Source organism: Cognaticolwellia beringensis, from assembly GCF_002076895.1.
GTDB classification, from domain to species: Bacteria; Pseudomonadota; Gammaproteobacteria; order Enterobacterales; family Alteromonadaceae; genus Cognaticolwellia; species Cognaticolwellia beringensis.
Map to the genome: position 1 here is coordinate 3,430,436 of NZ_CP020465.1, position 24,170 is coordinate 3,454,605.

Sequence of the window (24,170 nt, forward strand, 5' to 3'; positions counted from 1 at the left end):
TATTTTTCATCTTTATAATGAAAATATTATATAATTATTTTGTTATGTAGTGTGTTGAGTTATGATTACCTGCAATGAGCATTAACCTGATGAATAATGAATGAACCCTACTGAGTTTTATAAAAATTTAGCTGATGACATCCGTCTTAAAAGTATATTACTGATCGCCAAGGAGGGAGAGCTTTGTGTTTGTGAGCTTATGGCAGCATTAGATGAGCAAAGTCAGCCAAAAATATCTCGGCATTTGGCGGTGTTAAAAAGCTCAGGTTTATTATTAACTCGTAAACAAAAACAGTGGGTTTTTTATGCTATTAATCCAGAGCTCCCCGGATGGGCAAAACAAGTTATAACGTTAACGTTAAAAGACAACTTGGACTTTATTACCCCAAATTCACTGGCGTTGAATCTTATGGGGGATAGGCCCAAACGAATCGCAATCTGTTGTAAGTAACTAAATAACGCTAAACAGCTATGCAGTTTTTTAATTTTTAATAGGAAAAGCATGATGACAATTAAAATAGGTATTAACGGTTTTGGCCGTATGGGGCGGTTATCTATGCGTGCGGCATACGATTGGGATGATGTTGAAATTATCAAAGTTAACGATCCTGCTGGCAACGCAGAAACCTTAGCTCATTTACTGAATTTCGACTCTGTACACGGTATTTGGCAACATGATGCTCAGCATATCGCGGATAATATTATTATTAACGAAAAAAAAATTACGTGTAGCCAAAATAACAATATTGCTGACACCGATTGGTCGGGATGTGATGTGGTTATTGAAGCATCGGGGGTCATGAAATCTAAGGCTTTATTACAAGCTTATTTAGAGCAAGGCGTTAAGCGGGTGGTTGTTACTGCACCAGTGAAAGAAGATGGTGTATTAAACATTGTCATGGGCGTTAATGATAACGAATACGATGCTGATAAGCACCCTATAGTAACGGCGGCGTCTTGCACTACTAATTGTCTTGCGCCTGTTGTAAAAGTTATTCATGAAAAAATTGGCATCAAACATGGCTCAATGACCACCATTCATAATATTACCAATACACAAACCATATTGGATGCGCCACATAAAGACTTACGCCGGGCTAGAGCTTGCGGCATGAGCTTAATCCCAACGACTACAGGTTCTGCAACAGCTATTACTCATATCTTCCCTGAGCTTAAAGGTAAGTTGAATGGTCATGCCGTGCGTGTGCCACTAGCTAACGCGTCAATCACAGATTGTGTTTTCGAGCTCGAACGCGCTGTAACCGAGCAAGAAGTTAATGACTATTTACAAGCGGCGGCGAATGCAGAATTAAAAGATATTTTGGGTTTTGAACAGAGACCACTTGTGTCAATTGATTATAAAACCGATCCTCGTTCGTGCATTATTGATGCTCCGTCGACTATGGTGATTAATGGCACACAAGTTAAGCTATATGTGTGGTATGACAATGAATGGGGGTACGCAAACCGTACCGCAGAAATTGCCCGCATGGTCGGTCGCTCGGACCTTTGATTTTAGATCTAATTTGATATAAATAAAAAGATAAGTAAGTTTTAAGTTAACAGAAGATTGTGACAAATGAAGGTATTAAACGGCGTATCAGCTCAGGTGAAGCAGTATTTTATAATCACAGGAAATTATTGGGCATTCACCTTAACCGATGGTGCGCTGCGGATGTTAGTTGTGCTGTATTTTCATCAGTTGGGTTATAGCCCGCTAAGTATTGCATTGCTATTTTTGTTCTACGAAATTTTTGGTGTCATCACCAATTTAGTTGGTGGTTGGCTAGGCGCTAGGGTAGGGCTTAATAAAACCATGAATATCGGCTTAGGCTTGCAAATATTCGCCTTAGCTATGCTATTAGTCCCGACAAGTTACCTTACTGTTGTGTATGTGATGGTAGCGCAAGCTTTGTCTGGTATTGCTAAAGATCTAAATAAAATGAGTGCAAAAAGTGCGATTAAACTGCTAGTTCCAGCAGGTGATAGCAGTAAGTTATATCAATGGGTAGCATTATTAACAGGCTCTAAAAATACCTTAAAAGGCATCGGGTTTTTTCTTGGCGGTCTGCTATTAACCTGGCTAGGCTTTACAGGCGCCATTGCGTTGATGGTGGTTATGTTATCCTTGGTTTGGCTATTTAGTCTCTTAAAATTGCAAGCAGACTTAGGTAAAGCCAAACAAAAACCAAAATTCAAAGAAATATTATCAAAAAGTCGAGCTATTAATTTTCTTTCAGCAGCCAGATTATTTTTATTTGCTGCCAGGGATGTTTGGTTTGTTATTGCTTTACCTGTTTTTTTAGCCACAGAATTTGGTTGGTCGCATAGCTGGGTCGGTGGATTTCTTGCCATGTGGATTGTGCTTTACGGTGTTGTTCAAACGCTTGCACCAAAATTTACATCAAGGCGAACAGGTCAATCACCAACAGGTAAAGATGCCGCAATTTGGGGCGGAATACTTGTTATCGTACCTGCTGCTATGGCCCTCGCTTTACAGAGTGATTTTTCCGCCCAATGGGTCGTTATTATTGGCTTAATTGTGTTTGCGGTTTTATTTGCTATTAACTCTTCATTACATAGTTTTTTAATTGTGGACATGGCTGATAAAGATGGTGTCTCACTTGATGTTGGCTTTTATTATATGGCTAATGCCTGTGGTAGGCTGCTAGGTACCGTACTTTCAGGCTGGATTTTTCAGGTTTATGGCTTAGTTGCTTGCTTGTTTATATCAGCAGTTTTTATTGCTTTAGCGGTGCTATTTTCAAGCTTAATTGAACTAGATAGTGGTGACGATCTTGAGTAAACAACACCAGCTAAATAGATGTAATGACATGTTTATTACAAGTAGGGCAGTTTAGTGACTCTGCCCTTATTGGTAGAGTCGACTTTTAATTTATTTTTAATATCTTTCCAGGCAGTGACTTTACCGCCAACATTAAGTTTTTTAAAGTTTAAGCCTTTCGTTTCTTTGTCTTTACCTAGAAAGCATAAAAGTTCGGTATAGCTGTGGCTATCGCTAATATCAATCGATAATAAGTCATTTTCTCGGTCTTGAAAGTAGGCTCTAACTTGTCTTTCGTGCTGCTGGTAACATTGTGCTAAAAATTCAATATTATGGATGTTTTCTAAATTATAAGGCGCGAATATTTCTTGATAGCAACGTTTGATTATAGGGTTAAAGCCGCCATCATCGCGAATAAGGTTGCTATGCATGCGAGCAAGTAATTGTTGAATGGAGGGCAGCCATTTATCCATAGTGCGTGTTAAATAGATAAATTTAGCATCGGGATAAGCTTTATCTAAGAGTTGATAATCACAAAATATTGGCGTGTCTGCTATCACTTGTGCTTCAACAAATGAACGGTCGGTATAAGCGGTATGCGCTACCCTAAAACCTAATTCAAGCATAGCAGCACATACGCTTGTAGTACCGGTTCTAGGTAAGCCAATAATAAATACTTTGGTCATAATATTTGAGATATAAGCAACTTAAAGCATACAAGTTTAATAAGTGTCGGCAATAATAAGTAAATTAATACATGTCATGATTAATTGTTGCTATTAACCGAGACATTTAAATCTTTTAAAATACCGTCATGCAAATTATACACAAAGCCATGAACGGTAACGTTTTGATTAATTTCCCAAGCATTTTTTAATATAGTTGTGTTACAAACGTTAGCCACTTGTTCGATGACATTTAATTCACAAAGTAGTTTTAATCGTTCAGTTTTGTCTTCAACAGCATCTAAGCTAGCTTTATGGAATCGATAAACGTCTTTAATATGATGTAGCCAATTATCAATTAAGCCATAGCTTTTATCACCTAAAGAAGCAATAACGCCACCGCAGCCATAATGACCACACACAATAATATGTTTAATTTTTAAAACATCAACTGCAAACTGTATAACAGAAAGGCAATTTAGGTCGGTATGAATAACTTGGTTAGCGATATTACGATGCACAAAAACTTCACCAGGTTGCATACCAAGTAATTCATTTGCTGGTACTCGAGAGTCGGAGCAGCCGATCCATAAATAATCTGGGTTTTGTTGGTCGGATAAGTTTTTGAAAAAGTCAGGGTTTTCTTTTTTTACATCATCAGCCCATTGCTGATTTTTCTCAAATAAATGCTGTATTGAACTCATGTGGGTAGCAACTAAGGAATATATACCGTAATTTTAAGTGGTTGTGCTCACATGTAAAGAAAAAACTATTTTGAAATTCATTGAATTACGCTTAATTTTACTCGGAATTGTTATTGCAGTGGTTACAAAAGGCTGTTTTTATTCAAGAATCATTCGCTACAATAACCTATTAATAATGAGTGGGATATTAATAGGACTTCTGCACGCGCCAGTCATACTTTAGATAAAAGCGAAAAACTTGCGCAAGAACTCGGGACTAACGTTAGCAAAAGTGCTGTTTTAATAAAGCTAGTAAACAAAAACGCGAATCACCCGTCAGGTAAGAAGAGCGTGGACTTAGGTAAGTTTAAGCTTGGTCAAATGGTAAAAGCGTTTGATAATGTTGTTTTTAAAAAAGCGTTATTAACAGTAAATGGCCCGATTAAAACGAAATTTGGCTAGTATCTCATTCAAACCATTTACAGACATTAAATATTGATCAAAAGCATTTAATTGGTGATAACGATTACTCTTGTTCTTTATCTTTTTTGACTTGTTCTGCTTTTCGGGTTTCTACTTTATTTTGTTGTTCGTCTGATAGTTCAAATTTACGAGCTGATTGCTTGATCAGTAAAATCCCGGCAATGACTGAGCCTACGGCAATAACGATAATAAGAATGGTGGTAAAAGTCATGTATCTATCCTTATAGATAAAATGTAGAACTAGGTTATCTTCTTGCTATTGAATATGTTTGTTTTGACTAAAACAATAGCCAAAGAGCACAATAGCATGTAATTTATTTGTAAGCTCGAGCATGTTGATAAGAACTTTTTCGCTGAGCTCCTATAATAAATTAATCTCATCAAGTTACTATTATTAAATATTTGGAAACAATGATGTCAAACCGCCTTAGTGTCAAATTGTTAGTGCCTAGTTTATTCATTGGAATTTTAAGTGTCATCTCGATCGTTTTTTTTGGTGATAGCCTTAGTAAAAACCAAACTGCGGTATTATTGTTAGTGATGGTTGCTGCACAATGTGTTGTAGGTTATTTATATTCTCAGCAAAAGCTAACTAAACGACTCGCACATTTGCAGCAATATATAAATCAGGTTGCGAGTGTTGACGAAGCACCGAATATGCTGACTAAAGATGAAAATAATGATGATTTAGCAAAAGTAACTAATGATCTTTCAAGTTTTATAACAAATTTAGCCGATGTTATTCATGAGGTCCGCGCTGAGTCTGATACTTTGAAGCAAGGTTCAGCGTCGTTAGCTGCTCAGATGATTGACTCTGTTGGTGCGGTTGATGAGTCTGCAAATCAAATTGAACAAATGGCCAAATCGATTGATCAAGTAGCATTAACCTCGACAACACTGTCTGATGGGGCAACACAGGTTAGTGAAACTACCGGTCAAGTTCTTGCTATTTTAGAACAAGGGTCAAACGCTTCAAATACTAGCCAACATACCATTGTAGACTTCGATAAAGAAGTGACAATAATGGCTTCTGACTTAGCTTTGTTACAAGAAGAGTGCTCACGCATAGGTTCAGTGTTAGAAGTTATTCGTGGTATTGCTGACCAAACTAACTTACTGGCATTGAATGCGGCGATAGAAGCCGCCAGAGCCGGTGAGCAAGGCCGGGGCTTTGCAGTTGTTGCCGATGAAGTTCGGGCCTTAGCACACCGTACACAAGAATCGACCGTCGAAATTCATGCTATGGTTGAAGGCTTGCAAGAAAAGTCGACCAATGCAGTAAACGCAATTAGTCGCGGTCAAAGTTTATCACGAGAGAGTTTGTTACACTCAGCTGAAGTCGTTGAAGCACTTGGTAAAATTGGACAAGTGTTTTCCGAAGTTGATACATTAACAACCCAGATAGCTCGAGGTACATCGGAACAGCAGCACTCTACAGCTTCGTTAAATAACAATATGTCGATGCTAGTAAAATTGAGTCGAGAACTTAATAGTAATTTATTGTCAGTTGCAGAGCTTGCCGAAATGCAACAACAGACCGCAGCAGAAGTAGACATCATCTTAAATCGAGTTTGTGTATAAAAAGCCACAACAGCAAATGAATATTTGCATATAAAAGCGGCTGTTATAGCACCGTAACTATTCGGGTCTTGTTATTTAGCGCTAAGTATAACCACGGGCCTGTATTTACCGGCTCCAATTAGTTGCATCACTATAGCATCTAATCTGCTTATTATATTTCCCAAAGCCTATTGAGAAATTCCATTGCACGTAAACACTACCCGCTAATGTTGTGTGACATTAAGTAAAAACACGCTTGTAGACTGGGTGCAGAAGCTCTCTCAAGCACATCAAAAACTTTATCTAAATGGTAAAGTTATCTGCAACGTTAGTGCTCAGTTGGACTCACTCGACTCATTTCCTACATAACGCATAAATACCATTGTTGGAATCTACTATGCTATTTATGCTCATTTATAATATTATTAAAATCAATATACTACGGCTTATATTTTTAATTAGGGTTATGAATAATAGTGAAGGTTTGATTATATAAAATTTTGTTGGCAAAAGTGACGAGCTCTATCTGAATGATAGCCTAATGACAGAATCACGCAGACCTTACTTTATCATTTTGATTTCTAAAGAATTCGAGAGTTGATTTGCTGCCGCTATGATTATTCAGCTACTTTCGCTAGAGCTATTAGATATACAACCTAGGTCTTTTTTGTGCTGCCTTTTAAACAGTTATCAGCATGATGTCAAAATACATTATGGCCTTATCTATTTAATAAGTCGCTGTGCAAGGTTATGCGCTAAACATCGAAAGTATTGGACATTACGAAAACTAAATAGCTGTTATTTTTATATTCACTATGGCATTAAATTGATATTACTCAATGGGCTAAGATAGTTGAGTAGCAGTTATATTGAAAGGTTTATTCATACAGCACATAAGATTTAGAAAGTATTTAATTTCCCTATAAATTTTATAGCGCTGAAATTTTAATTATTAAAAGTAAATAAAAAACTTGATATAAATATAGTTCAGTTCACCGACTGAACATAACTTCAATGTTAAGCGCTATTTGTATGCCGACGACAGGCGTTTAAGGTTATTTACATTGTTAAAGGAGTGAATTATGTGGATTATCTATGCATTATTAGCCGCTGTTTTTTTTGGCGCTAGAGGCATAATGTATCAGTGGACATCACAGAAAAATATTGATCGTAATTTATTATTATTTGGTGTTTTTTTTGTTGGCTTTATATTAAGCGCTAGCGCAATGTATTTGCTCGAACAGCAGTGGCATGCATGGACAGATATTTCAGTAGGCTTAGCATTGGGCGTAGGATCATTCGCTGCAAATACATTTTTACATAAGGGATTTTCAGTAGGTAAAGCCTCTCTTATTAGTATCTTATCGGGATTACCTCCGCTATTTGTTGTATTACTGGCTTTTTTATTTTGGCAAGAAACATTAACAACTCAACAATTAATCGGTTTCGTAATTATTTTTGCTGGGCTTTATACTATCCGCTATTCAAACGATATTTCCTTTCGCAATTTGCAAGGGGCTCAATGGGGCTTTCTTGCAGCACTGTTCTTCGCATTTAATGATTTATTAGGCAAGCAATCAACTCGTATTGATGCAGATATATTCGCTACTTTAAGTATGATGTTTGGTATTGGCAGCTTTCTATTTGCTGCTAGTTGGTTCAAAAAACGCAAAAACAATGTACATGATGATAATGATTTTCGCCCGCGATGGTCTGCTTTAAGAACATTTTCTTGTGGGTTACTTGTTGGGTTAACCAATTTCGTAGGTATGGTAGCAATAATATCGGCTTTTGCGATCGGAACCACAGGCTTAGTTTCGGCGATCGCAGCGATGAATATTCTAATTATATTACTGTACTCACGTATTTTTCTAAAAGAATCGTTCAGTCGCCAGGAGATCTTAGGATTAACAGCGGCACTTGTAGGGATTCTAGTTTTACGCTTAAGTCAGTAGAAAGTTTTTGTTGTTTTAGTTTTATAAACTGCGGCTTCCAACCAGGTGATTACAACTTTAAAACTGCTGAAGTTACAATGAAGTTTTATTCAACTAAAGCTACAGCAGTGAAAATTTAAACGAGGAGCAATATCACTCTAGGTGAAGTGCTGGAGTGTATAGTCAATGAACAGCCTTACACGCAGCGGCATATTTTTTCTATCACGGTAATGCATAGAAAATGTCTGCTCTTCACTTTGCCAATTCGGAAGAATACGCTTAAGTTGACCTTGCTCAATCATAGGTAATGCTATGTAGTCAGGTATATAACTAATGCCAAGGCCTTTTTTAACTGCGTATGTCACCATCTGTATCTCATCAACTTCAAGACGAATCAAGTTACTTGGCTGATAATTACACTTTTCACCGGTGAGCTGATTTTCTAATTGCCACGGAACTAAACCAATGCAAGTTATTTTAGAAAATTCCTCTAATTGCTCTGGGTGAGTAATGTGTTCAAAAATTTGACTTGGATGACAACACAAGAGATTACGAGTGAATTTAAGTTGCCTAACAATCCAGTCATCAATGGTTGGGTTCCTTATCCTAAAAGCAATGTCTATAGCTTGCTCTTCAACATCAATTAAGTCGTTTGAGAAACGTAAATCTAATTGTATTTCAGGATATTGTAATAAAAAATTGCAAAAAATATCGCTTAATAAATGCTTACCTAAATAAATAGGCGCCGATATTTTAATTTTTCCTTTCGGTTGCTCTTTATCTTCACTTAGCTCTAGTGCGATACAATTTAGCTCATCAAACAAAGTACAGTAGCGCTTGTAATATTGCTCTCCTGTATGTGTAAGCGTGACACGATGAGCATCTCGATTCAGTAACCTTAAATGTAGATCTTTTTCTAGCTGACGTATTCTGCGGCTTAAAGTTGATAATGGCATAGCTAGGCTTTCAGATGCTCTTTTAAAGCTACCTAGTTTCACAATTGCGCAAAAGCAGCGTAAATCGTCAAGGGAGTAATTAGATTTCATTAGAACCACAGGTCATTGTTAAATTCATTTAATTTTTAAGGTGTCGATACTTAATCGTAATTTATAGACAGGAAATTAAGAAATATGATTGCTCAATACTGACCTAATCTTCGGAGCAAGCTGGACAATTTTTCACCTTTGCTTATTTAAATTATAGGTTGATTTACATCATCAGACTGAATACGTTTGCTAGAAGCCATGATTGTTTATGGCTTCACATCTTAGCCTTAATTAATACAGCAATAATTTACCTAGATTTAAGTGCCGTTACTATTTTGATAATACTCTCGGCTTTTATCCGCTTGCTGACATAAATCGGTTAGGGCGTGTAAACTCCGGGTGGTCATACGATGCACTACATCAGCATCCAGTGTGATGATTTGTTGATGTTTAACCGCTGGCAGTATTGACCATTTTTGCCAATCATAACCATCTTTACCGGTTTGACTTTCTGACAGTGGTTGGATAACTATATCAATATGGCTTTGTAATACTTGCTCAATGTTAACTTGCGGGTATCTAGCATCTGCTTCAATAAATGGGTTGCTAATACTGCAAATATCTAAAAACTGCTGTGGCCAACTGCCTTTAGCAATAGTGGTTAAAGGTCTCGACCACACTTCGTAAAAGCCAGTTAATGGTTTTTTCTGACCATATTGCTGTTTAATACTGGCTAAGTCGGCTAAAAATTTAGCCGCAACACGCTCAGCTTGTTCACTATGACCTGATAGCTTGCCAAATAAACGTAGTTCTTTAGCTACATCTTCAAAGCTGTCGGGCTGGGAGTAAACCACATTAAAGCCAAGTTGCTTAATACGCGCTAAATCATCACTGGGATTACCACTTTGCCAAGCGATGACTAAATCAGGTTGCAATTCAATAACTCGTTCTAATTGAATACGTAATGAACTACCAATCCTAGGGATTTTCTTTGCCGCTAATGGATAATCTGTATGTTCAGTAGCCGCGATGATTTGTTCACCTGCGCCAATATCAAACAACATTTCTACAATGTGCGGTGCAAGGGCAATAATACGAGGCTTATCAGTTGCAATAGCCGTTACAAGTTTACTCTCGCTATTGTTAGCTTGTGCGTTCGTTATAAAGAGCACACTACTTAACACTAGCGCAAGACAGTGAGTTAATTTCATAAAAATTCCATTTTGTTATTTCGCCGCCGGTAAAATCACCAGTCAATACCCTTTTGCGCTTTTATACCATTATCAAACGCATGTTTTAGTGGTTGAACTTCACTGACGGTATCGGCAAGTTCAATAATACTTCGATGACATGCACGGCCAGTAATAATGACATGTTGCATAGCAGGTCGGTTAACAATAGCTTCAATAACTTCATCTAAATCTAAATACTTGTATGACAGCATGTAGGTTAATTCATCAAGCAAAATTACGTCGACACTTTCATCTTTTAGTAAGCGTTTTGCCTCTGCCCAGACTTGTGTTGCGGCGGCTATATCCTTTGATTTATCTTGGGTGTCCCAAGTAAAACCAGTCGCCATTACATGAAATTCAACACCATTGCTTTCTAATAAATTACGTTCACCACAAGCCCAGTCGCCTTTAATAAACTGTAATGCAGCAGCTTTATAACCATGGCCAACAGCGCGTGCTAATGTGCCAAAGCCTGAGGTCGACTTGCCTTTACCATTTCCGGTAATAACAATTAATAAGCCGCGCTCTTCTTGTGCTGAGTCAATGCGGGCATCAACCTTTTCTTTGATACGTTGCATGCGTGCTTGGTGTTTTTGAGTTTTATCTGTTTCTGTTGTCATAAGAATTATCCTGTTTTACGAGTGCGATACATAATCGCTAAAAAGAAAATGCTGCCAATGGCTGAGGTAATGATGCCAATAGGAATTTCGACATTGCTTAGCGCGCTGCGTGCTGCAACATCAACCCAGACTAAAAAGCAGCCACCGACCAGTGCTGAACCGATAATTAACGGCATAGTTGTGACGCCAACTAATTGCCTAACAATATGTGGGATCATTAAGCCAACAAAGCCGATACCTCCACAATAAGCAACGATGGTGGCGGTAACTGCCGCGCATAAAGCTAAAAGTATTAAGCGTAATTTATCAACGTTAACGCCCAGGCTTGCCGCGCTTTCATCGCCGAGTAATAGCGCGTCAATTTGTCTGTGTAAGGCAAAAATAGTCAATAAAGTTATTAACACCATGGCACCGATCAAATAAAAATGAAACATTTCAACACGAGCTAAACTGCCCATCAACCAAAAAATGACGCGGTTGGTTGCAAAGGGATCGCCAAGATAAAGAATAAAATGACTGATAGAACCTAGCATGAACGAGACGGCAACACCTGTTAGTAATAAGTGATTCATGTTCCGTAATAACGTGGCAATACCAAAAACAATAACCACGGAAAATAAAGCGCCAAGAAATGCCGCCAATGGCAGTGTCAGTGACTGTTGATCGCTCACTACTAACGTGGCGATAGTCGCCCCTAAACCTGCACCAGAAATAATACCAAATAAATAAGGGTCGGCGAGAGGATTTCGAGTAACATTTTGCAGAATAGCACCGGCACAGGCTAAGCCCATACCAGCGGCTAAACCGACTAATACGCGTGGGATCCGAATCTGCCAAATCACCATGTCGTGCATCGGCGAAGCACATTCATTAATCACACATTGAAATATATCAGCACTGGTAATCGTTGCAGGTCCATAGGTAATCGACAAAACGATGGAGAAAAGGGTGAAAATAATTAAGCCTGAAAATACCCAAGTATTTTTACCTTTAATGGTACGGATAATACTCATGAACTTTCACCTTGACGGTTATTCGACAAAGCTGAATTAAGTGCTGAAGGGATAACAGTAGAAACATCAGAAGCTGGATAAAAATACACTCTTGGCACGCCACAATGTTTTGCATCGTCTCGATAACAAGGTAATCCAAAAACGTTGGTTAGTAACTCAGGCTTTAGCACTTGGTCTACACTGTTGTCACAAACTAAGTTGCCTTTATCTAACAAAAGTAATCTATTGCAGTAATGTGCGGCAAGATTGAGATCATGTATGGTCATAATTACGGTAATGTTTAATGCTTTAACCAGTTGTAATATTTGGTGTTGATAGAAAATATCTAAGTGGTTTGTCGGTTCATCAAGTACGAGTATTTTTGCTTTTTGTACTAGGGCTTTAGCGATTAATACCCGTTGCTGCTCACCGCCGGACAGAGTGTTAAAATATTTAGCTTCGCTGCTGGCTAAGCCGACTTTTGCTAATGCCAGCATAATATTTTTTTTATCAGCATCGTTGTCACGAGCAAACAGCGCTTTATAAGGCAGTAAACCCATTCGAACAACATCGTAAACTTTTAAATCAAATATCGGTGGCGCGTTTTGTACCACTAAAGCAAATGTTTGTGCTAATTCATGGGGTTTATATTGTGTTAATGCTTTATTTTTTAGTTTAATGCTTCCTTGCCAGTTTTTGTATTGGTTTAGTAAGCACTTTAGCAGTGAGGTTTTTCCTGCGCCATTGGGGCCTATAATGCCAATAATATCGCCGCGTGAAACGTCAAATGAAATGTTATTGAGAATAACTTGTTGATCAACTGACCATGAGACTGCTTCAACACTGAGTAATTTTGTCATTAAAGGCTGCCTAGCTTAATGCACAGTAAGTGTGGAATATTTTGAATAATGTGCAAGTTGTATATTTTCATTACAGCCTAAAGCTTTTTTAAAGCCTATGTTCAATATTTAAAAACATAAAGTAGATAAAGTCATTAAGGCGCGGCAATAGGATACAAATGTCTTGTTGACAGTGTAACTCACGTGTATTCCCGCACGGCGTTAACTTTATTAGCGTTGTAAAATTTTTGATACTAGGTGTCCTGACTTATAACTTTAAAGTAAAGCTATATACAGTTGCGGGTACAGTCACGGCATTAAACCGTGTTCCCTATAAATTAGCCAATAAAGAACAATTATGTTTCTGGCTAAAGGTATCGTTTATTAAGTGGGGGATTTTACGGTTAAGTATACGGCTTTACAATGAAAACCTTATAGCGATGACAGTGATGGCTATACAACAGGCATAAAAAAGGAGCCGAAGCTCCTTTATAGTTTTCTAGTAATCTAGCATTTAAAGCTTACCAAATTTTAACGCGCTTCTCAGGCGCTATATACATAGCGTCACCTTCTTTCACATCAAATGCGCGATAAAACTCAGGCATGTTAGATAATGAGCCTAAAGCACGGAATTCAGCAGGAGAATGCGGGTCAGTTGCTACAAGGTTGCGTAATGATTTTTCAACCATTTTTCCACGCCATACTTGCGCATAGCCCATGAAGAAACGTTGATCGCCAGTTAAGCCGTCAATTACGGTCGCTTCTTTACCATTTAATGATGCTTTGTAAGCTTTATACGCGATACTCACACCTGATAAATCACCAATGTTTTCGCCTAACGTTAGTTCACCATTAACGTTTAAGTCATCAAATACCGCATAATTACTGTATTGTGCAACTAAGTTGTCAGTACGTACTTTAAAGGCAGCTAAATCTTCTTCAGTCCACCAGTTACGCATATTGCCGTCACCGTCATATTTACTGCCTTGGTCATCAAAACCATGGCCCATTTCATGACCAATAACCGCGCCAATTCCACCGTAGTTTACAGCGTCGTCTGCGGCTAAATTAAAAAATGGTGGTTGTAAAATTGCGGCTGGAAATACAATTTCATTTTTAGTTGGATTGTAATAAGCGTTCACAGTTTGAGGTGTCATACCCCATTCTTGACGGTCGATTGGCCCACCTAGTTTAGCGACCTCTTTATTGTGACCCACTATGCCAGATCGTATTTTGTTACCCACTAAGTCGTCACTTTTAATGGTTAGTTCAGAGTAATCTTCCCATTTATCTGGGTAGCCTATTTTAGGATCAAAGCTTGCTAGTTTTACGTGTGCTGCTTTTTTAGTAGAATCTGACATCCACTCTAGGTCATCAATGCTTGCGCCGTAAGCACCGCGTAAATTTTCAACCAACTGTGTCATGCGTGTTTTAGCTTCAGGTTTAAAGTGACGGGCAACATACACTTTACCGATAACTTCACCTAAGTTGCTATTAACTACCGAAACGCCACGCTTCCACATTGGGCGCTGTTCTTCACGACCACTTAATTGCTTAGAATAGAAATCAAAATTTTCATTATCTAATGCTGTGGTGAGTGAGCTAGCAAAATTACTTAAGGTATGGAAAGTTAAGTAAGTCTGCCAATCAGCAAGTGATGTAGCAGCAAAAGTTTCACCAAAACCTTTCACAAATGAAGGTTGGTTAACAATTAAATCTTTCTGAGCAGGAACACCCTGTGCTTCAAGGAAAGCTGTCCAGTTAAAGGCATCAGTTACTGTGTTTAAATCGCTAACATTAAATTTGTTATAGCGTTTAGTGCTGTCACGTGATTCAACTTTAGTCCAATGAAAACCTGCAAGCTTTGTTTCAAGTGCCATAATGGTTTGCGCTGCCGCTTTACCGTCTTTTAAACCTGCTAGGTTAAACATATTTTCAATGTGGGCAATGTAACCTGTACGCAGTGCGGCAAAACGTTCGGTTTCATTAAAGTAGTAATCTCGGTCAGGTAAACCTAAACCGTTTTGCCATACATGTGTGGCGTAACGAGTAGAGTCTTTCGCATCAACACTAATGTAAAAAGCTAACGGGCTACCAACACCAATTTTTTGATTTTCACCAAAGAAAGTTGCGAGTTCATTTTTATCTTTCAGGCTATTAATGCGGTCAAATATAGCTTGTATTGGCGCAGTACCCGCAGCGTTACGTGCATCTGTATCCATGAATGAACGAAATAAGTCAGCAACTTTTTGCTCGTCGCTACCCATTTTTAAGTCTTTAGTTGCGGCTAATTCTTCGATAATGGCTTTGACGCTATCATCAGCTTCATCACGTAAGTCGTAAAATGAACCAATTGAGGTTTTGTCGCCAGGTATTTCATTGTTGTTCAACCATGCGCCGTTAACGTAACGATAGAAGTTGTCTTGAGGACGAACCGATAAATCCATATTGGCTTTATCAATACCAGATGCTAATGCTGTTTTTTGCATTACTGGTGCTTCAACAGCCGCTTTTGGACTGGTGTTATCATTACAACCTGCAATGAATAGTAAAGAGGTGCAAACGGCACTTGTTATTATTTTCTTCATTCAATACTCACGATTTAATTTATATTATGTAGGAGGCTCAGAGGGTTGCAGAGCATTTATTTAAAGTACTCGATATTAAAGGCTATTAAGCCGATTTGCTAGAATAATGTTAATTTTTTTAACACTTTATTAACTTTAAGGTGTGGTTTTAAATTTACACTGCAATTAATAGGGCGATTAATCGACTAAATTAGCGTGGTTGTTCGGGGGGCGGTTTCGGCTTAAAGCATTGGTTATCTGTCGGCTGTAATTTTTGATACGCAGGTTTTTGCTTATTGTTTACCACATTTTTCGTAAAATATGGAAAAGTTAATAAAGTCAGAAGATATATCTTTATGAGCTGTGCTATGATTTTACGCTCAATAATCTTGGTACTATTACCATTATCAATAAAGAAAGAGTTCATGTTTCAGCCAGTTAGTGTTTACATCGGCTTAAAGTACAGTCGTAGCAGTCATGGAAAAGGTTTTGTTTCTTTTATCACCTTTTTTTCTATTATCGGTATTGTGCTTGGTGTCGCCTCTTTGATCACGGTTGTTTCTGTCATGGATGGTTTAGAGCGCGAGCAAAAAAGGCGAGTATTGGGCTTGGTGCCACATGTGTTAATGTCTACCCCGCAAACCCACATTAATAATTGGCGAGATTTACAGCATGATATTCTCGCTTTACCTGGCGTTACGCAAGTTACACCTTTTCAGGAAAGTGAAGCATTAATTCAGTCTAAAACAGCGCTACAAGGTGTTTTAGTACATGGCATTATGCCTGAGTTTGAAGAGCATAATATTATCAATAGTGCCATGGAATATGGTCAATTATCCCATTTAGATACACAGCCATTTAGCCTTGTTTTAGGGCAAGCTTTAGCGCTAAAATTAAATGTTAGCTTAGGTGATGTTGTACGCTTAACTTTACCCAATAAAACCTTGTTTACCCCTATGGGCCGGGTGCCAGTTCATCGTACTTTTACTATTGTGGGGATTTTTAATGTTGGATCTCAAGTAGATGAGGCTATGGTCTATATTGAAATTAAGGATGGCGCAAAACTACACCGAAACAAAGGTAATGGCGTTAATCAATTAAGGCTATATTTGGATGATGCGTTTAACGCTCAGCAAGTCATTTCACAGTTATCAGTTAAGTACCCAAACTTTCAATTTGTAAGCTGGCAAGAGAGCCAAGGGGCATTGTTTGCTGCGGTGAGTATGGAAAAAAATATGATGTGGCTAATGCTGAGCTTAATTGTTGCCGTTGCAGCTTTTAATATTGTTTCAGCATTAGTAATGGTAGTTATTGATAAACAAGGTGAAATTAGTATTTTACAAACACTAGGTTTAGATCGAAGCGGCATTGTTAAAATATTTATTACCCAAGGCTTAACTAATGGTATTTTGGGCGTTATTTTGGGCGTAACATTTGGGGTAATACTAACGCTGAATTTAAACACTATATTTGGTTTGCTCGGGGTTAATTTATTAGGGGCAGGGCAAACATTACCTATTGCGCTTGACCCCGTAAATATTTTAGTCATTGTCACCTCTGCGCTAGCAATGAGCTTTTTAGCGACGCTTTATCCTGCTTATCGTGCCGCGCAAACTCTGCCTGCAGAGGTATTAAGAAATGAATAGTAAATTGAAAAATAAAATGGACAGTGAATTGAATAACAACATAAACACAGACGGCGATGAATCCAAAGTTAAAGCTGGACTTGCACTGGGGCTAGAGTGTCGTCAGCTAAGTAAATCTTATCAGCAAGGACCTGTTACAACACAGGTATTGTCGAAGCTTGATTTAGCGGTTAAAGCAGGGGAATTAGTTGCTATTGTTGGCAGTTCTGGCTGTGGTAAAAGTACATTTTTGCATTTAGCTGGCGCGTTAGATACGCCAAGTGCTGGTGAAGTGTTTATAAATGGTGTCAATATTCATCAGTTAACTGAAAAACAGCGAGCGAAATTTCGCAACCAACATATCGGCTTTATTTATCAGTTTCATCATTTAATGATGGAGTTTACTGCAGAAGAGAATGTAGCTATGCCATTGTTGATTCGTGGCGATAAACCTAAAGCAGCGATTTCCCAAGCTCAAGCTATGCTTGAACAGGTTGGTTTGGCCCATCGCAGTCATCATCGACCGTCAGAGCTTTCCGGTGGTGAGCGTCAGCGTGTTGCTATTGCTCGTGCGTTAGTAACTAAGCCATCGCTTGTTTTAGCCGATGAACCAACGGGTAATTTAGATTTTGATACGGCTGAACAAATTTATCAGTTGCTACAGGAGTTAAATCGCACGGTAAATACTAGCTTTGTTATCGTCACTCATGATTTAACGTTAGCGGCAAAAATGGATCGGCAACTAAAATTAGACCACGGACACCTAAAGCCGCTTGAAGAAGCTAACGACATAAGTAAATCGAACGATGGGGAAGCTTAGGTGCTAAAACCGTTAAGTGTTTTTATTGGCTTACGATATGTTCGAAGTCGTCATAGTAAAGGGTTTTCATCATTTATATCAGCATCTTCAACCATTGGTATTGCCATTGGCGTTATGGTGCTAATTGTTGTGCTGTCAGCAATGAATGGTTTTGAACGGGCTTTAGCTACGCACTTATTATCTATTGTGCCTCATGCTGAAGTGCTGGCTGTTAATGAGCCTATTAATAAGTGGCCGGAAAATGTTGCGTTAATTCAGCAAAACCCAAAGGTGATTGCCGCCGCTCCGTTTATAAAAACGCAAGGTATGATGCAAAAGTCTGCGGCACTTAAAGGTGTTGAAATACGTGGTGTAGACGTAGAATTAGAACAGCAAGTTTCGGCTATCTCACGTTATATGATCGCAGGTGACTGGCAAGATTTAATGCTTGAAAATGGTGTTGTTATTGGCGCAGGTATTGCGCGTAAGCTTTCGGTACAGGTGGGAGATACGGTTCAGTTGTTACTACCACCCGTTGTTTCGAATAACCAACAATCGAGAAAAAATCAACAATTTCCAGTACCCATGACCCAACAGGCAACCATTGTTGGTGTGTTTAAATTTGGCGGTACCATTGATGACACACAAGTATTTATTAACTTAGCAAAAGCCAGTGAACTACTCGGTTATCAAGCAGATGAAGTGCAAGGTATACGTCTAAAAGTCGCGGATGTTTTTGCGGCGCCACAAATTGTTCGAGACGTAGCATACAATTTTGACTTTTATGTTTATATGTTGGATTGGACGCGCAGTCATGGTCACTTATTTAATGATATTCAACTGGTGCGTTTAGTGATGTTTATTGTTTTGGTGCTAGTGATTGCCGTGGCGAGTTTTAACATAGTGTCGACCTTGATTATGGCCGTAAATGAGAAAAAATCAGATATTGCGATATTAAAAACCATGGGCGCTAAATCAAGCACGATTATGACCAGTTTTATGTTTCAAGGTTTAATGAATGGCATTGTTGGATGTGCACTTGGCGCTAGTTTGGGGATTTTAATTTCGTTGAATTTAACGGATATTATTCGTGCCATTGAAACGACATTATCGATGGAGTTTTTATCTTCAGATGTTTATTTTATTGATTTCTTACCAACACTGTTACGCCAGCAAGATGTTATTAATACCGTTATCACTGCGTTGGCTATGAGTTTGTTAGCGACTATTTATCCTGCATGGCGAGCAACAAAAGTTGAACCTGCACAAGTGCTAGGGCAAGCATAAATGGGATGATTTTATAACATAAAAACTCGTTGTTTTTATGTTAATGAGAATGACTTATTCGGTAAACGCCAATATGTTTTAACTTCGGCGCTCTTTTCTTTTCTTCCATTCTTTGGCAACGGAAAAGCGCCAAAATGTATTTATCGCTAAATATCCTAAGATAGAAAAAATAGTCGCAAGCACCACACAACCGAGCATAAATGCGGGACCAATCGTGGAAACGCTATCGACTAACCATTGCCAGTTCGCTTCAAAAGCAAACTTTCTTGTTGGAACACCAATAATCCAAGTGCCAACTAGGTAGCAGAAATAAAAAATTGCCGGCATAGTCAAAGGGTTAGTGATCCAACAAAGGACAATCGATAAAGGAAGGTTTGCATGTACTATAATTGCAAAGCCTGCCGCTAAAACCATTTGAAATGGTACGGGCATAAAGGCAAAAAATAACCCCACAGCAAATGCTTTACTCACTGAACGGCGGTTAAGATGCCATAAATTAGCGTTATGCAGTAGCGTACCGAAAATTTTTAAATGCTTATTTTTTTTAATCGTTTGATGATCTGGCATTAGGCGTTTAATGAGTTTTTTCGGCATAAATTTACTTAACTTTAATGGCTAAATGGATATTGATCACTATGGAATGGTGGCTACTAACATTTTTTATCAGTGCTATTTTGTCATTATTCATGCCTATAGTGCCAGAGTTTTCTTTACTACTTACAATATTGTTAATTTCATTATTACTTATTGTTATTAATAAGTTTAGATTAATGGCTATTGCTGTATTTGCCATGGTTTGGATCCTACTCGCTGGCAACCAATACCAGCAAAGCTTAGAAAAAAATGACATTGAGCTTGCACAACTTCATAAAAAAGTACAACTGATTCAAGGCGAAGTCAGTAATATTGTCCATACAAAGTCCGGTAATAGTCGTTTTAATTTCCTTATAAGTCATTGGCAAGGAAGAGAGATTAATGAAAAGTTCACGGTGCGCCTAACGTGGAAAGGTGCAGTTCAGCCATTATTACAAGGACAAATATGGCAATTAGCGGTAAAACTAAAACCCGCGCATGGCTTGGCAAATGTTGGTGGTTTTAATTATCAAGTGTGGCTGAGGCAACAACAAATAGTGGCTACAGGTTATGTAAAACCAGATAAAAAGTCTAAAACGCTAATCAAGACTAAAAAGAGAAATATTTTACTGGATGAACAGACGAGTTGGCGCCAAACATTATATCAAAAATTAACTGTTATTCTGGATGAAGAACCCCTTGGCGCGTTAATTTTAGCCTTGGGTTTTGGCGAGCGAGGCAAGTTAACGCCCGATCATTGGCAGGTGCTTTCAGCAACAGCCACTCAGCACCTTATCGCAATTTCTGGGTTACATATCGGCATTGTTGCCTTTGCAAGTTTAGTTTTTATACGTATGCTTATTCGCTTATTGCCATTGAGTTTATTGATGACGAAGCATTGGCAGTTAAAGCTGATGCAAATAAACTTAAGTTACATTGCCGTGTTGTGTAGCTGTTTTATGGCTTGGTATTACGCCTATTTAGCTGGTTTCTCTATTCCTACCGTACGCGCATTAGTAATGCTGCTATTGTTTTGGTCGCTTAGGTTTTTGAATATAAGAGTTAATCTGTTACGTTGGTTTCTATTGGCTATCGTTATTATTTTACTCGTTTGGCCGTTAAGTTTACTCAGTGCGAGCTTTTGGCTTTCAATTTCAGCTTTAGTTATCATTTTTTCAACATTTTCTCGTTTTTCAATGCATAAATCAGAATTTGAAGAAACGACAAAGCTCCCATCATTATTAATCTTTGAAAAAGAACCTGATACGGCATTGAAAAAACAATGGCGTAACCTTAAATCGCGCTCATGGCTATGGATTAAAACACTGGTTGTTATGCAGTTTGCTTTAACCATGGCTATGTTACCCATTGCGGCCTCATTAAGTTATCAACTTCCATTAGCGGCGTTTTTAGCTAATATTGTTGCCGTACCTTTAATGAGTATTACCGTAATCCCTTTAACGCTACTTGCGGTAATAGCCTTGCCATTCAGTACTTGGTTATCGCACTGTTTTGCTGATTTTGCCTTAGTAAGTTTGTCATATGTTTGGCATTGGCTAACTTATTTAGCCAATGCCAAGTGGGCAATGGTTGCTATTTCATATCAGCAAATACAAGTCATGTTATTCTTTTTCGCTTTTATAGCGTTGGCGCTGTTTTTTAGACTCAGCAAGATGAAGTTTATTGCGACGCTAAGTTTATTTTTGATTTCAATCTCGTTTGACTATTTTAGTGCTCATCAGCATAAAGAATGGCAATTATCTGTTCTTGACGTTGGTCATGGACTTGCCATTGTTATTGAGAAGAACAACCATGTTTTTATCTATGATACTGGAGCAAGTTACCCGAGTGGTTTTAATATGGCTGATGCCGCGCTATTACCTTATTTAAAACACAAAGGCTATCAATCTATTGATGGTGTTATGATCAGTCATAACGACAATGATCATGCTGGCGGTTTACGTCATTTACGAGAAAAAATAGCCATTGATCTTGTTATTGCCAACGATATTAACCTAAATCCGGACCAACATTGTTTATCAGGGCAGCGTTTTGATTGGCAGGGATTAAATTTTGAAATGCTATCGCCAATGCAAGCCATAGGTGATAAAAATGATGACTCTTGTGTGCTGACTATTAGTGATGGTATTCATCGTGTTTTATTACCGGGCGATATATCGATAAAACAAGAACGGCGGCTATTAAATGTTGCGGGCATGGATAATAAACTTAGCAGTGATTTGTTAATTGCTCCGCATCACGGTTCTAAATCTTCTTCTAGTCGTCGATTTCTATCAGCAGTTTCTCCGCGTTATGTGGTATTTAGCGCAGGTTACTTAAACCAGTGGCATATGCCTTCGAAGGAAATATTAACGCGCTATAACGCTTTTGATATTACTACCTTCAATACAGCCGAAGTGGGAATGGTAACGTTTAAATTTAGCCAAATTAATACAGCAGATAATTTAACTAATAATAATGTTGGAGTAACTGTTGAAGGAGTAAATGTTGAAGGTAGTAAAGTTGTAGAGAAAATTAAGGGCAAGATTGAAATTATCAATTATCGAGAGGATATTCGGCCATATTGGTTCGGAAATTAATCAGCTGTTGATAGTTTATTGTCGTCATTAACGAATTTATATTACCAATAAATGTTTATCAGTTGGTTGATTGGCAAAATAACGCTAAAATACTGAGGCAATTTAATAATACCAATTGGTATAGTCCCTTAGGGATGATATTTTTTGATAACGCATTGAGAGTATGAATGTCGACAAAACCACTACAACCGACTACAGAAGAGACCACGCGACAAAACTTTAAGCGCCTATTGGCTTATGCCAAAGCTTATAAAGCGGCCGCCGTTGTTTCGATTTTAGGCATGTTAGGTTATGCCGCTATCGACAGTTTTGTCTTTTCTCAACTGCAACCGTTAATCGATAAAGGCCTTGACGGCCAAGACCCCGAATTTATGAAATGGGCGCCGTATGTCATTGTGGTGATGTTCATTTTACGCGGTATTTGTCACTTTGCCGGCAATTATACCTTGGCTTGGTTAGGCAATAATGTGGTGGCTAATATTCGTCAAGAATTGTTTGAACACGTTATGTCTATGCCGGTTGCTTATCATGATAAAGAATCTACCGGCAGCTTGATCTCAAAACTGACCTTTGATACTGAACAGGTACTAAGTGCCGTTTCTAAAGCCTTATTAACGTTAGTACAGCAAGGGGCGTTTGTCTTGGGTTTACTCATAGTTATGTTTTATAACAGCTGGCAGTTAGCGTCGATATTTTTACTGATCACGCCAGTTATTGCGGGCATAGTGACTGTGGTTTCAGGGCGTTTTCGTACTATCAGTAAAGGTATACAAAATGCGATGGGCGAGGTTACAACGGCGGCAGAGCAAACCTTTAATGGCCACAAAGTAGTATTAACCTTTGATGGTCAGCAACGAGAATTTGACCGTTTTTCGAAAATTAATAAACACAATCGCCAACAGCGTATGAAAATGGTTGCCACTCAAGCGGCTAGTGTGCCGATTATTCAAATTATTGCCTCATTCGCTTTAGCGTTTGTTTTGTATGTTGCCAATTTAGATTCAATGCGCGCCAATATCTCGGCCGGTGTTTTTATGACGGTACTGATGTGTATGGTAACGCTACTTCGCCCTTTAAAACTTTTGACTACAGTGAATAGTGAATTTCAAAAAGGTATGGCTGCTTGTGTCAGTATTTTTGGCGTGCTTGATCAAAAAACAGAACATGATACTGGTACTATTGCGATAGAACGTGCAAAGGGGACATTAGCGTTTGAGCATGTCAATTTCTTTTATGATGATGATAAAGAAAAACAGGCACTTACTGATTTAAGTTTTACGGCCAATGTTGGTGAAACGGTTGCGTTGGTAGGGCGTTCAGGAAGCGGAAAATCTACCGCAAGTTCGTTATTGTTACGATTTTATAATGCCACAACCGGCAGAGTTTTAATCGATGGCAAAGATATTAAAGATTACAAATTAAAAGATTTACGTAAACAATTTGCTTATGTTTCTCAACAGGTTGTGTTATTTAATGATTCTATCGCTAATAATATTGCTTACGGTAAGCCTGAGGCAACTCGTGAAGAAATTGAAGATGCAGCCCGTAAAGCGCATGTAATGGAGTTTGTTGAAGATTTACCTGAAGGTTTAGATACGAATATTGGCGATAATGGTGCGATGTTGTCCGGCGGGCAACGTCAACGTGTAGCCATAGCGCGGGCATTATTATGTGATGCACCATTCTTAATTTTAGATGAAGCAACGAGTGCTTTAGATACCGAATCTGAACGTCATATTCAAGATGCCTTAAGCATATTGCAACAAAATCGCACTTGTATCGTTATTGCCCATCGTTTATCAACGATAGAGAGCGCAGATAAAATTATTGTGATGGAGCAAGGTCAAATAAAAGAGCAAGGTGACCATCAAACATTATTAGCGAAAGACGGCGCCTATGCTCAGCTACATAAATTTCAATTCGGTGATTAGATTTTTATG

21 protein-coding genes and 1 riboswitch are annotated in these 24,170 nt (G+C 38.3%); of the genes, 11 read left to right on the forward strand and 10 right to left on the reverse strand.

Annotation, left to right across the window (positions count from 1 at the left end; genetic code table 11):
- Positions 1-100: 100 nt before the first annotated feature.
- The 3 genes from B5D82_RS14445 (at position 101) to arsJ (ending at position 2,806) form a co-directional block, all read left to right on the forward strand.
- Complete coding sequence (locus tag B5D82_RS14445; protein WP_081152494.1) at positions 101-451, forward strand: metalloregulator ArsR/SmtB family transcription factor; 351 nt, start codon at positions 101-103, stop codon at positions 449-451.
- Between the two features lie 54 nt (positions 452-505).
- Positions 506-1,513, forward strand: a complete 1,008-nt coding sequence (locus B5D82_RS14450) for an ArsJ-associated glyceraldehyde-3-phosphate dehydrogenase (RefSeq protein WP_081152495.1) — start codon at positions 506-508, stop codon at positions 1,511-1,513.
- Between the two features lie 66 nt (positions 1,514-1,579).
- Entirely contained in the window at positions 1,580-2,806 is a 1,227-nt protein-coding gene (gene arsJ / locus B5D82_RS14455; RefSeq protein ID WP_081152497.1) for an organoarsenical effux MFS transporter ArsJ, read from the forward strand.
- A 35-nt stretch (positions 2,807-2,841) separates the two neighbouring features.
- On the opposite strand, the gene B5D82_RS14460 is transcribed toward arsJ, so the two are convergent.
- Together B5D82_RS14460 and can are read right to left on the reverse strand one after the other, a co-directional pair.
- Positions 2,842-3,471: a sulfotransferase family protein gene (locus B5D82_RS14460; protein WP_081152498.1), complete on the reverse strand. Its 630-nt coding sequence runs from the start codon at positions 3,469-3,471 to the stop codon at positions 2,842-2,844.
- Positions 3,472-3,551: 80 nt separating this feature from the next.
- Complete coding sequence (can, locus tag B5D82_RS14465) at positions 3,552-4,154, reverse strand: carbonate dehydratase (protein WP_081152500.1); 603 nt, start codon at positions 4,152-4,154, stop codon at positions 3,552-3,554.
- A 186-nt stretch (positions 4,155-4,340) separates the two neighbouring features.
- Between can and B5D82_RS14470 the strand changes: the two genes are divergently transcribed.
- Positions 4,341-4,595 carry a peptidylprolyl isomerase gene (locus tag B5D82_RS14470; RefSeq protein WP_081152501.1) on the forward strand — a complete coding sequence of 85 codons (255 nt, stop codon included), beginning with the start codon at positions 4,341-4,343 and terminating at the stop codon, positions 4,593-4,595.
- 64 nt (positions 4,596-4,659) lie between these two features.
- Here the strand turns inward: B5D82_RS14470 and B5D82_RS14475 are convergent, their stop codons facing one another.
- Positions 4,660-4,827 (reverse strand): DUF2897 family protein, encoded by a 168-nt coding sequence (locus tag B5D82_RS14475; protein WP_081152503.1) that lies wholly within the window; start codon positions 4,825-4,827, stop codon positions 4,660-4,662.
- Between the two features lie 203 nt (positions 4,828-5,030).
- On the opposite strand from B5D82_RS14475, the gene B5D82_RS14480 reads away from it, so the two are divergent.
- Positions 5,031-6,197, forward strand: coding sequence for a methyl-accepting chemotaxis protein (locus B5D82_RS14480; RefSeq protein WP_157673904.1), 1,167 nt, complete (start codon positions 5,031-5,033; stop codon positions 6,195-6,197).
- A gap of 1,061 nt (positions 6,198-7,258) precedes the next feature.
- Positions 7,259-8,131 carry a DMT family transporter gene (locus tag B5D82_RS14485; RefSeq protein WP_081152506.1) on the forward strand — a complete coding sequence of 291 codons (873 nt, stop codon included), beginning with the start codon at positions 7,259-7,261 and terminating at the stop codon, positions 8,129-8,131.
- Positions 8,132-8,268: 137 nt separating this feature from the next.
- Here B5D82_RS14485 and B5D82_RS14490 read toward each other — a convergent pair whose 3' ends face one another.
- The 6 genes from B5D82_RS14490 to B5D82_RS14515 all read right to left on the reverse strand — a co-directional run bounded on the left by B5D82_RS14490 (position 8,269) and on the right by B5D82_RS14515 (position 15,367).
- Entirely contained in the window at positions 8,269-9,156 is an 888-nt protein-coding gene (locus tag B5D82_RS14490) for a LysR family transcriptional regulator (RefSeq protein ID WP_081152507.1), read from the reverse strand.
- Positions 9,157-9,413: 257 nt separating this feature from the next.
- Positions 9,414-10,307, reverse strand: coding sequence for a cobalamin-binding protein (locus tag B5D82_RS14495; protein ID WP_081152509.1), 894 nt, complete (start codon positions 10,305-10,307; stop codon positions 9,414-9,416).
- A gap of 35 nt (positions 10,308-10,342) precedes the next feature.
- Entirely contained in the window at positions 10,343-10,948 is a 606-nt protein-coding gene (gene cobO / locus B5D82_RS14500; protein ID WP_081152510.1) for a cob(I)yrinic acid a,c-diamide adenosyltransferase, read from the reverse strand.
- A 5-nt stretch (positions 10,949-10,953) separates the two neighbouring features.
- Entirely contained in the window at positions 10,954-11,961 is a 1,008-nt protein-coding gene (locus B5D82_RS14505) for a FecCD family ABC transporter permease (protein WP_081152511.1), read from the reverse strand.
- On the reverse strand, positions 11,958-12,800 hold the full coding sequence (locus B5D82_RS14510; protein WP_081152513.1) for an ABC transporter ATP-binding protein: 843 nt from the start codon (positions 12,798-12,800) through the stop codon (positions 11,958-11,960). The genes B5D82_RS14505 and B5D82_RS14510 overlap by 4 nt, the downstream gene beginning before the upstream one ends.
- 215 nt (positions 12,801-13,015) lie before the next feature.
- Positions 13,016-13,145, reverse strand: a riboswitch (cobalamin riboswitch).
- Between the two features lie 155 nt (positions 13,146-13,300).
- A complete protein-coding gene (locus B5D82_RS14515; protein WP_081152515.1) occupies positions 13,301-15,367 on the reverse strand; it encodes a M13 family metallopeptidase in 2,067 nt (688 codons plus the stop codon).
- A gap of 404 nt (positions 15,368-15,771) precedes the next feature.
- Between B5D82_RS14515 and B5D82_RS14525 the strand changes: the two genes are divergently transcribed.
- Genes B5D82_RS14525 through lolE form a run of 3 tightly spaced genes read left to right on the forward strand, consistent with a single transcriptional unit; the run spans position 15,772 to position 19,057 of the window.
- Entirely contained in the window at positions 15,772-16,992 is a 1,221-nt protein-coding gene (locus B5D82_RS14525) for a lipoprotein-releasing ABC transporter permease subunit (RefSeq protein ID WP_081152518.1), read from the forward strand.
- Positions 16,985-17,791, forward strand: a complete 807-nt coding sequence (gene lolD / locus B5D82_RS14530; RefSeq protein ID WP_245807482.1) for a lipoprotein-releasing ABC transporter ATP-binding protein LolD — start codon at positions 16,985-16,987, stop codon at positions 17,789-17,791. The genes B5D82_RS14525 and lolD overlap by 8 nt, the downstream gene beginning before the upstream one ends.
- Positions 17,792-19,057, forward strand: a complete 1,266-nt coding sequence (gene lolE, locus B5D82_RS14535) for a lipoprotein-releasing ABC transporter permease subunit LolE (protein ID WP_081152519.1) — start codon at positions 17,792-17,794, stop codon at positions 19,055-19,057.
- A 78-nt stretch (positions 19,058-19,135) separates the two neighbouring features.
- On the opposite strand, the gene B5D82_RS14540 is transcribed toward lolE, so the two are convergent.
- A complete protein-coding gene (locus B5D82_RS14540) occupies positions 19,136-19,651 on the reverse strand; it encodes a DUF2062 domain-containing protein (RefSeq protein ID WP_081152521.1) in 516 nt (171 codons plus the stop codon).
- 41 nt (positions 19,652-19,692) lie between these two features.
- Between B5D82_RS14540 and B5D82_RS14545 the strand changes: the two genes are divergently transcribed.
- Entirely contained in the window at positions 19,693-22,230 is a 2,538-nt protein-coding gene (locus B5D82_RS14545; RefSeq protein WP_157673905.1) for a DNA internalization-related competence protein ComEC/Rec2, read from the forward strand.
- Between the two features lie 167 nt (positions 22,231-22,397).
- Positions 22,398-24,161, forward strand: coding sequence for a lipid A export permease/ATP-binding protein MsbA (gene msbA / locus B5D82_RS14550; RefSeq protein WP_081152524.1), 1,764 nt, complete (start codon positions 22,398-22,400; stop codon positions 24,159-24,161).
- Positions 24,162-24,170 lie beyond the last annotated feature (9 nt).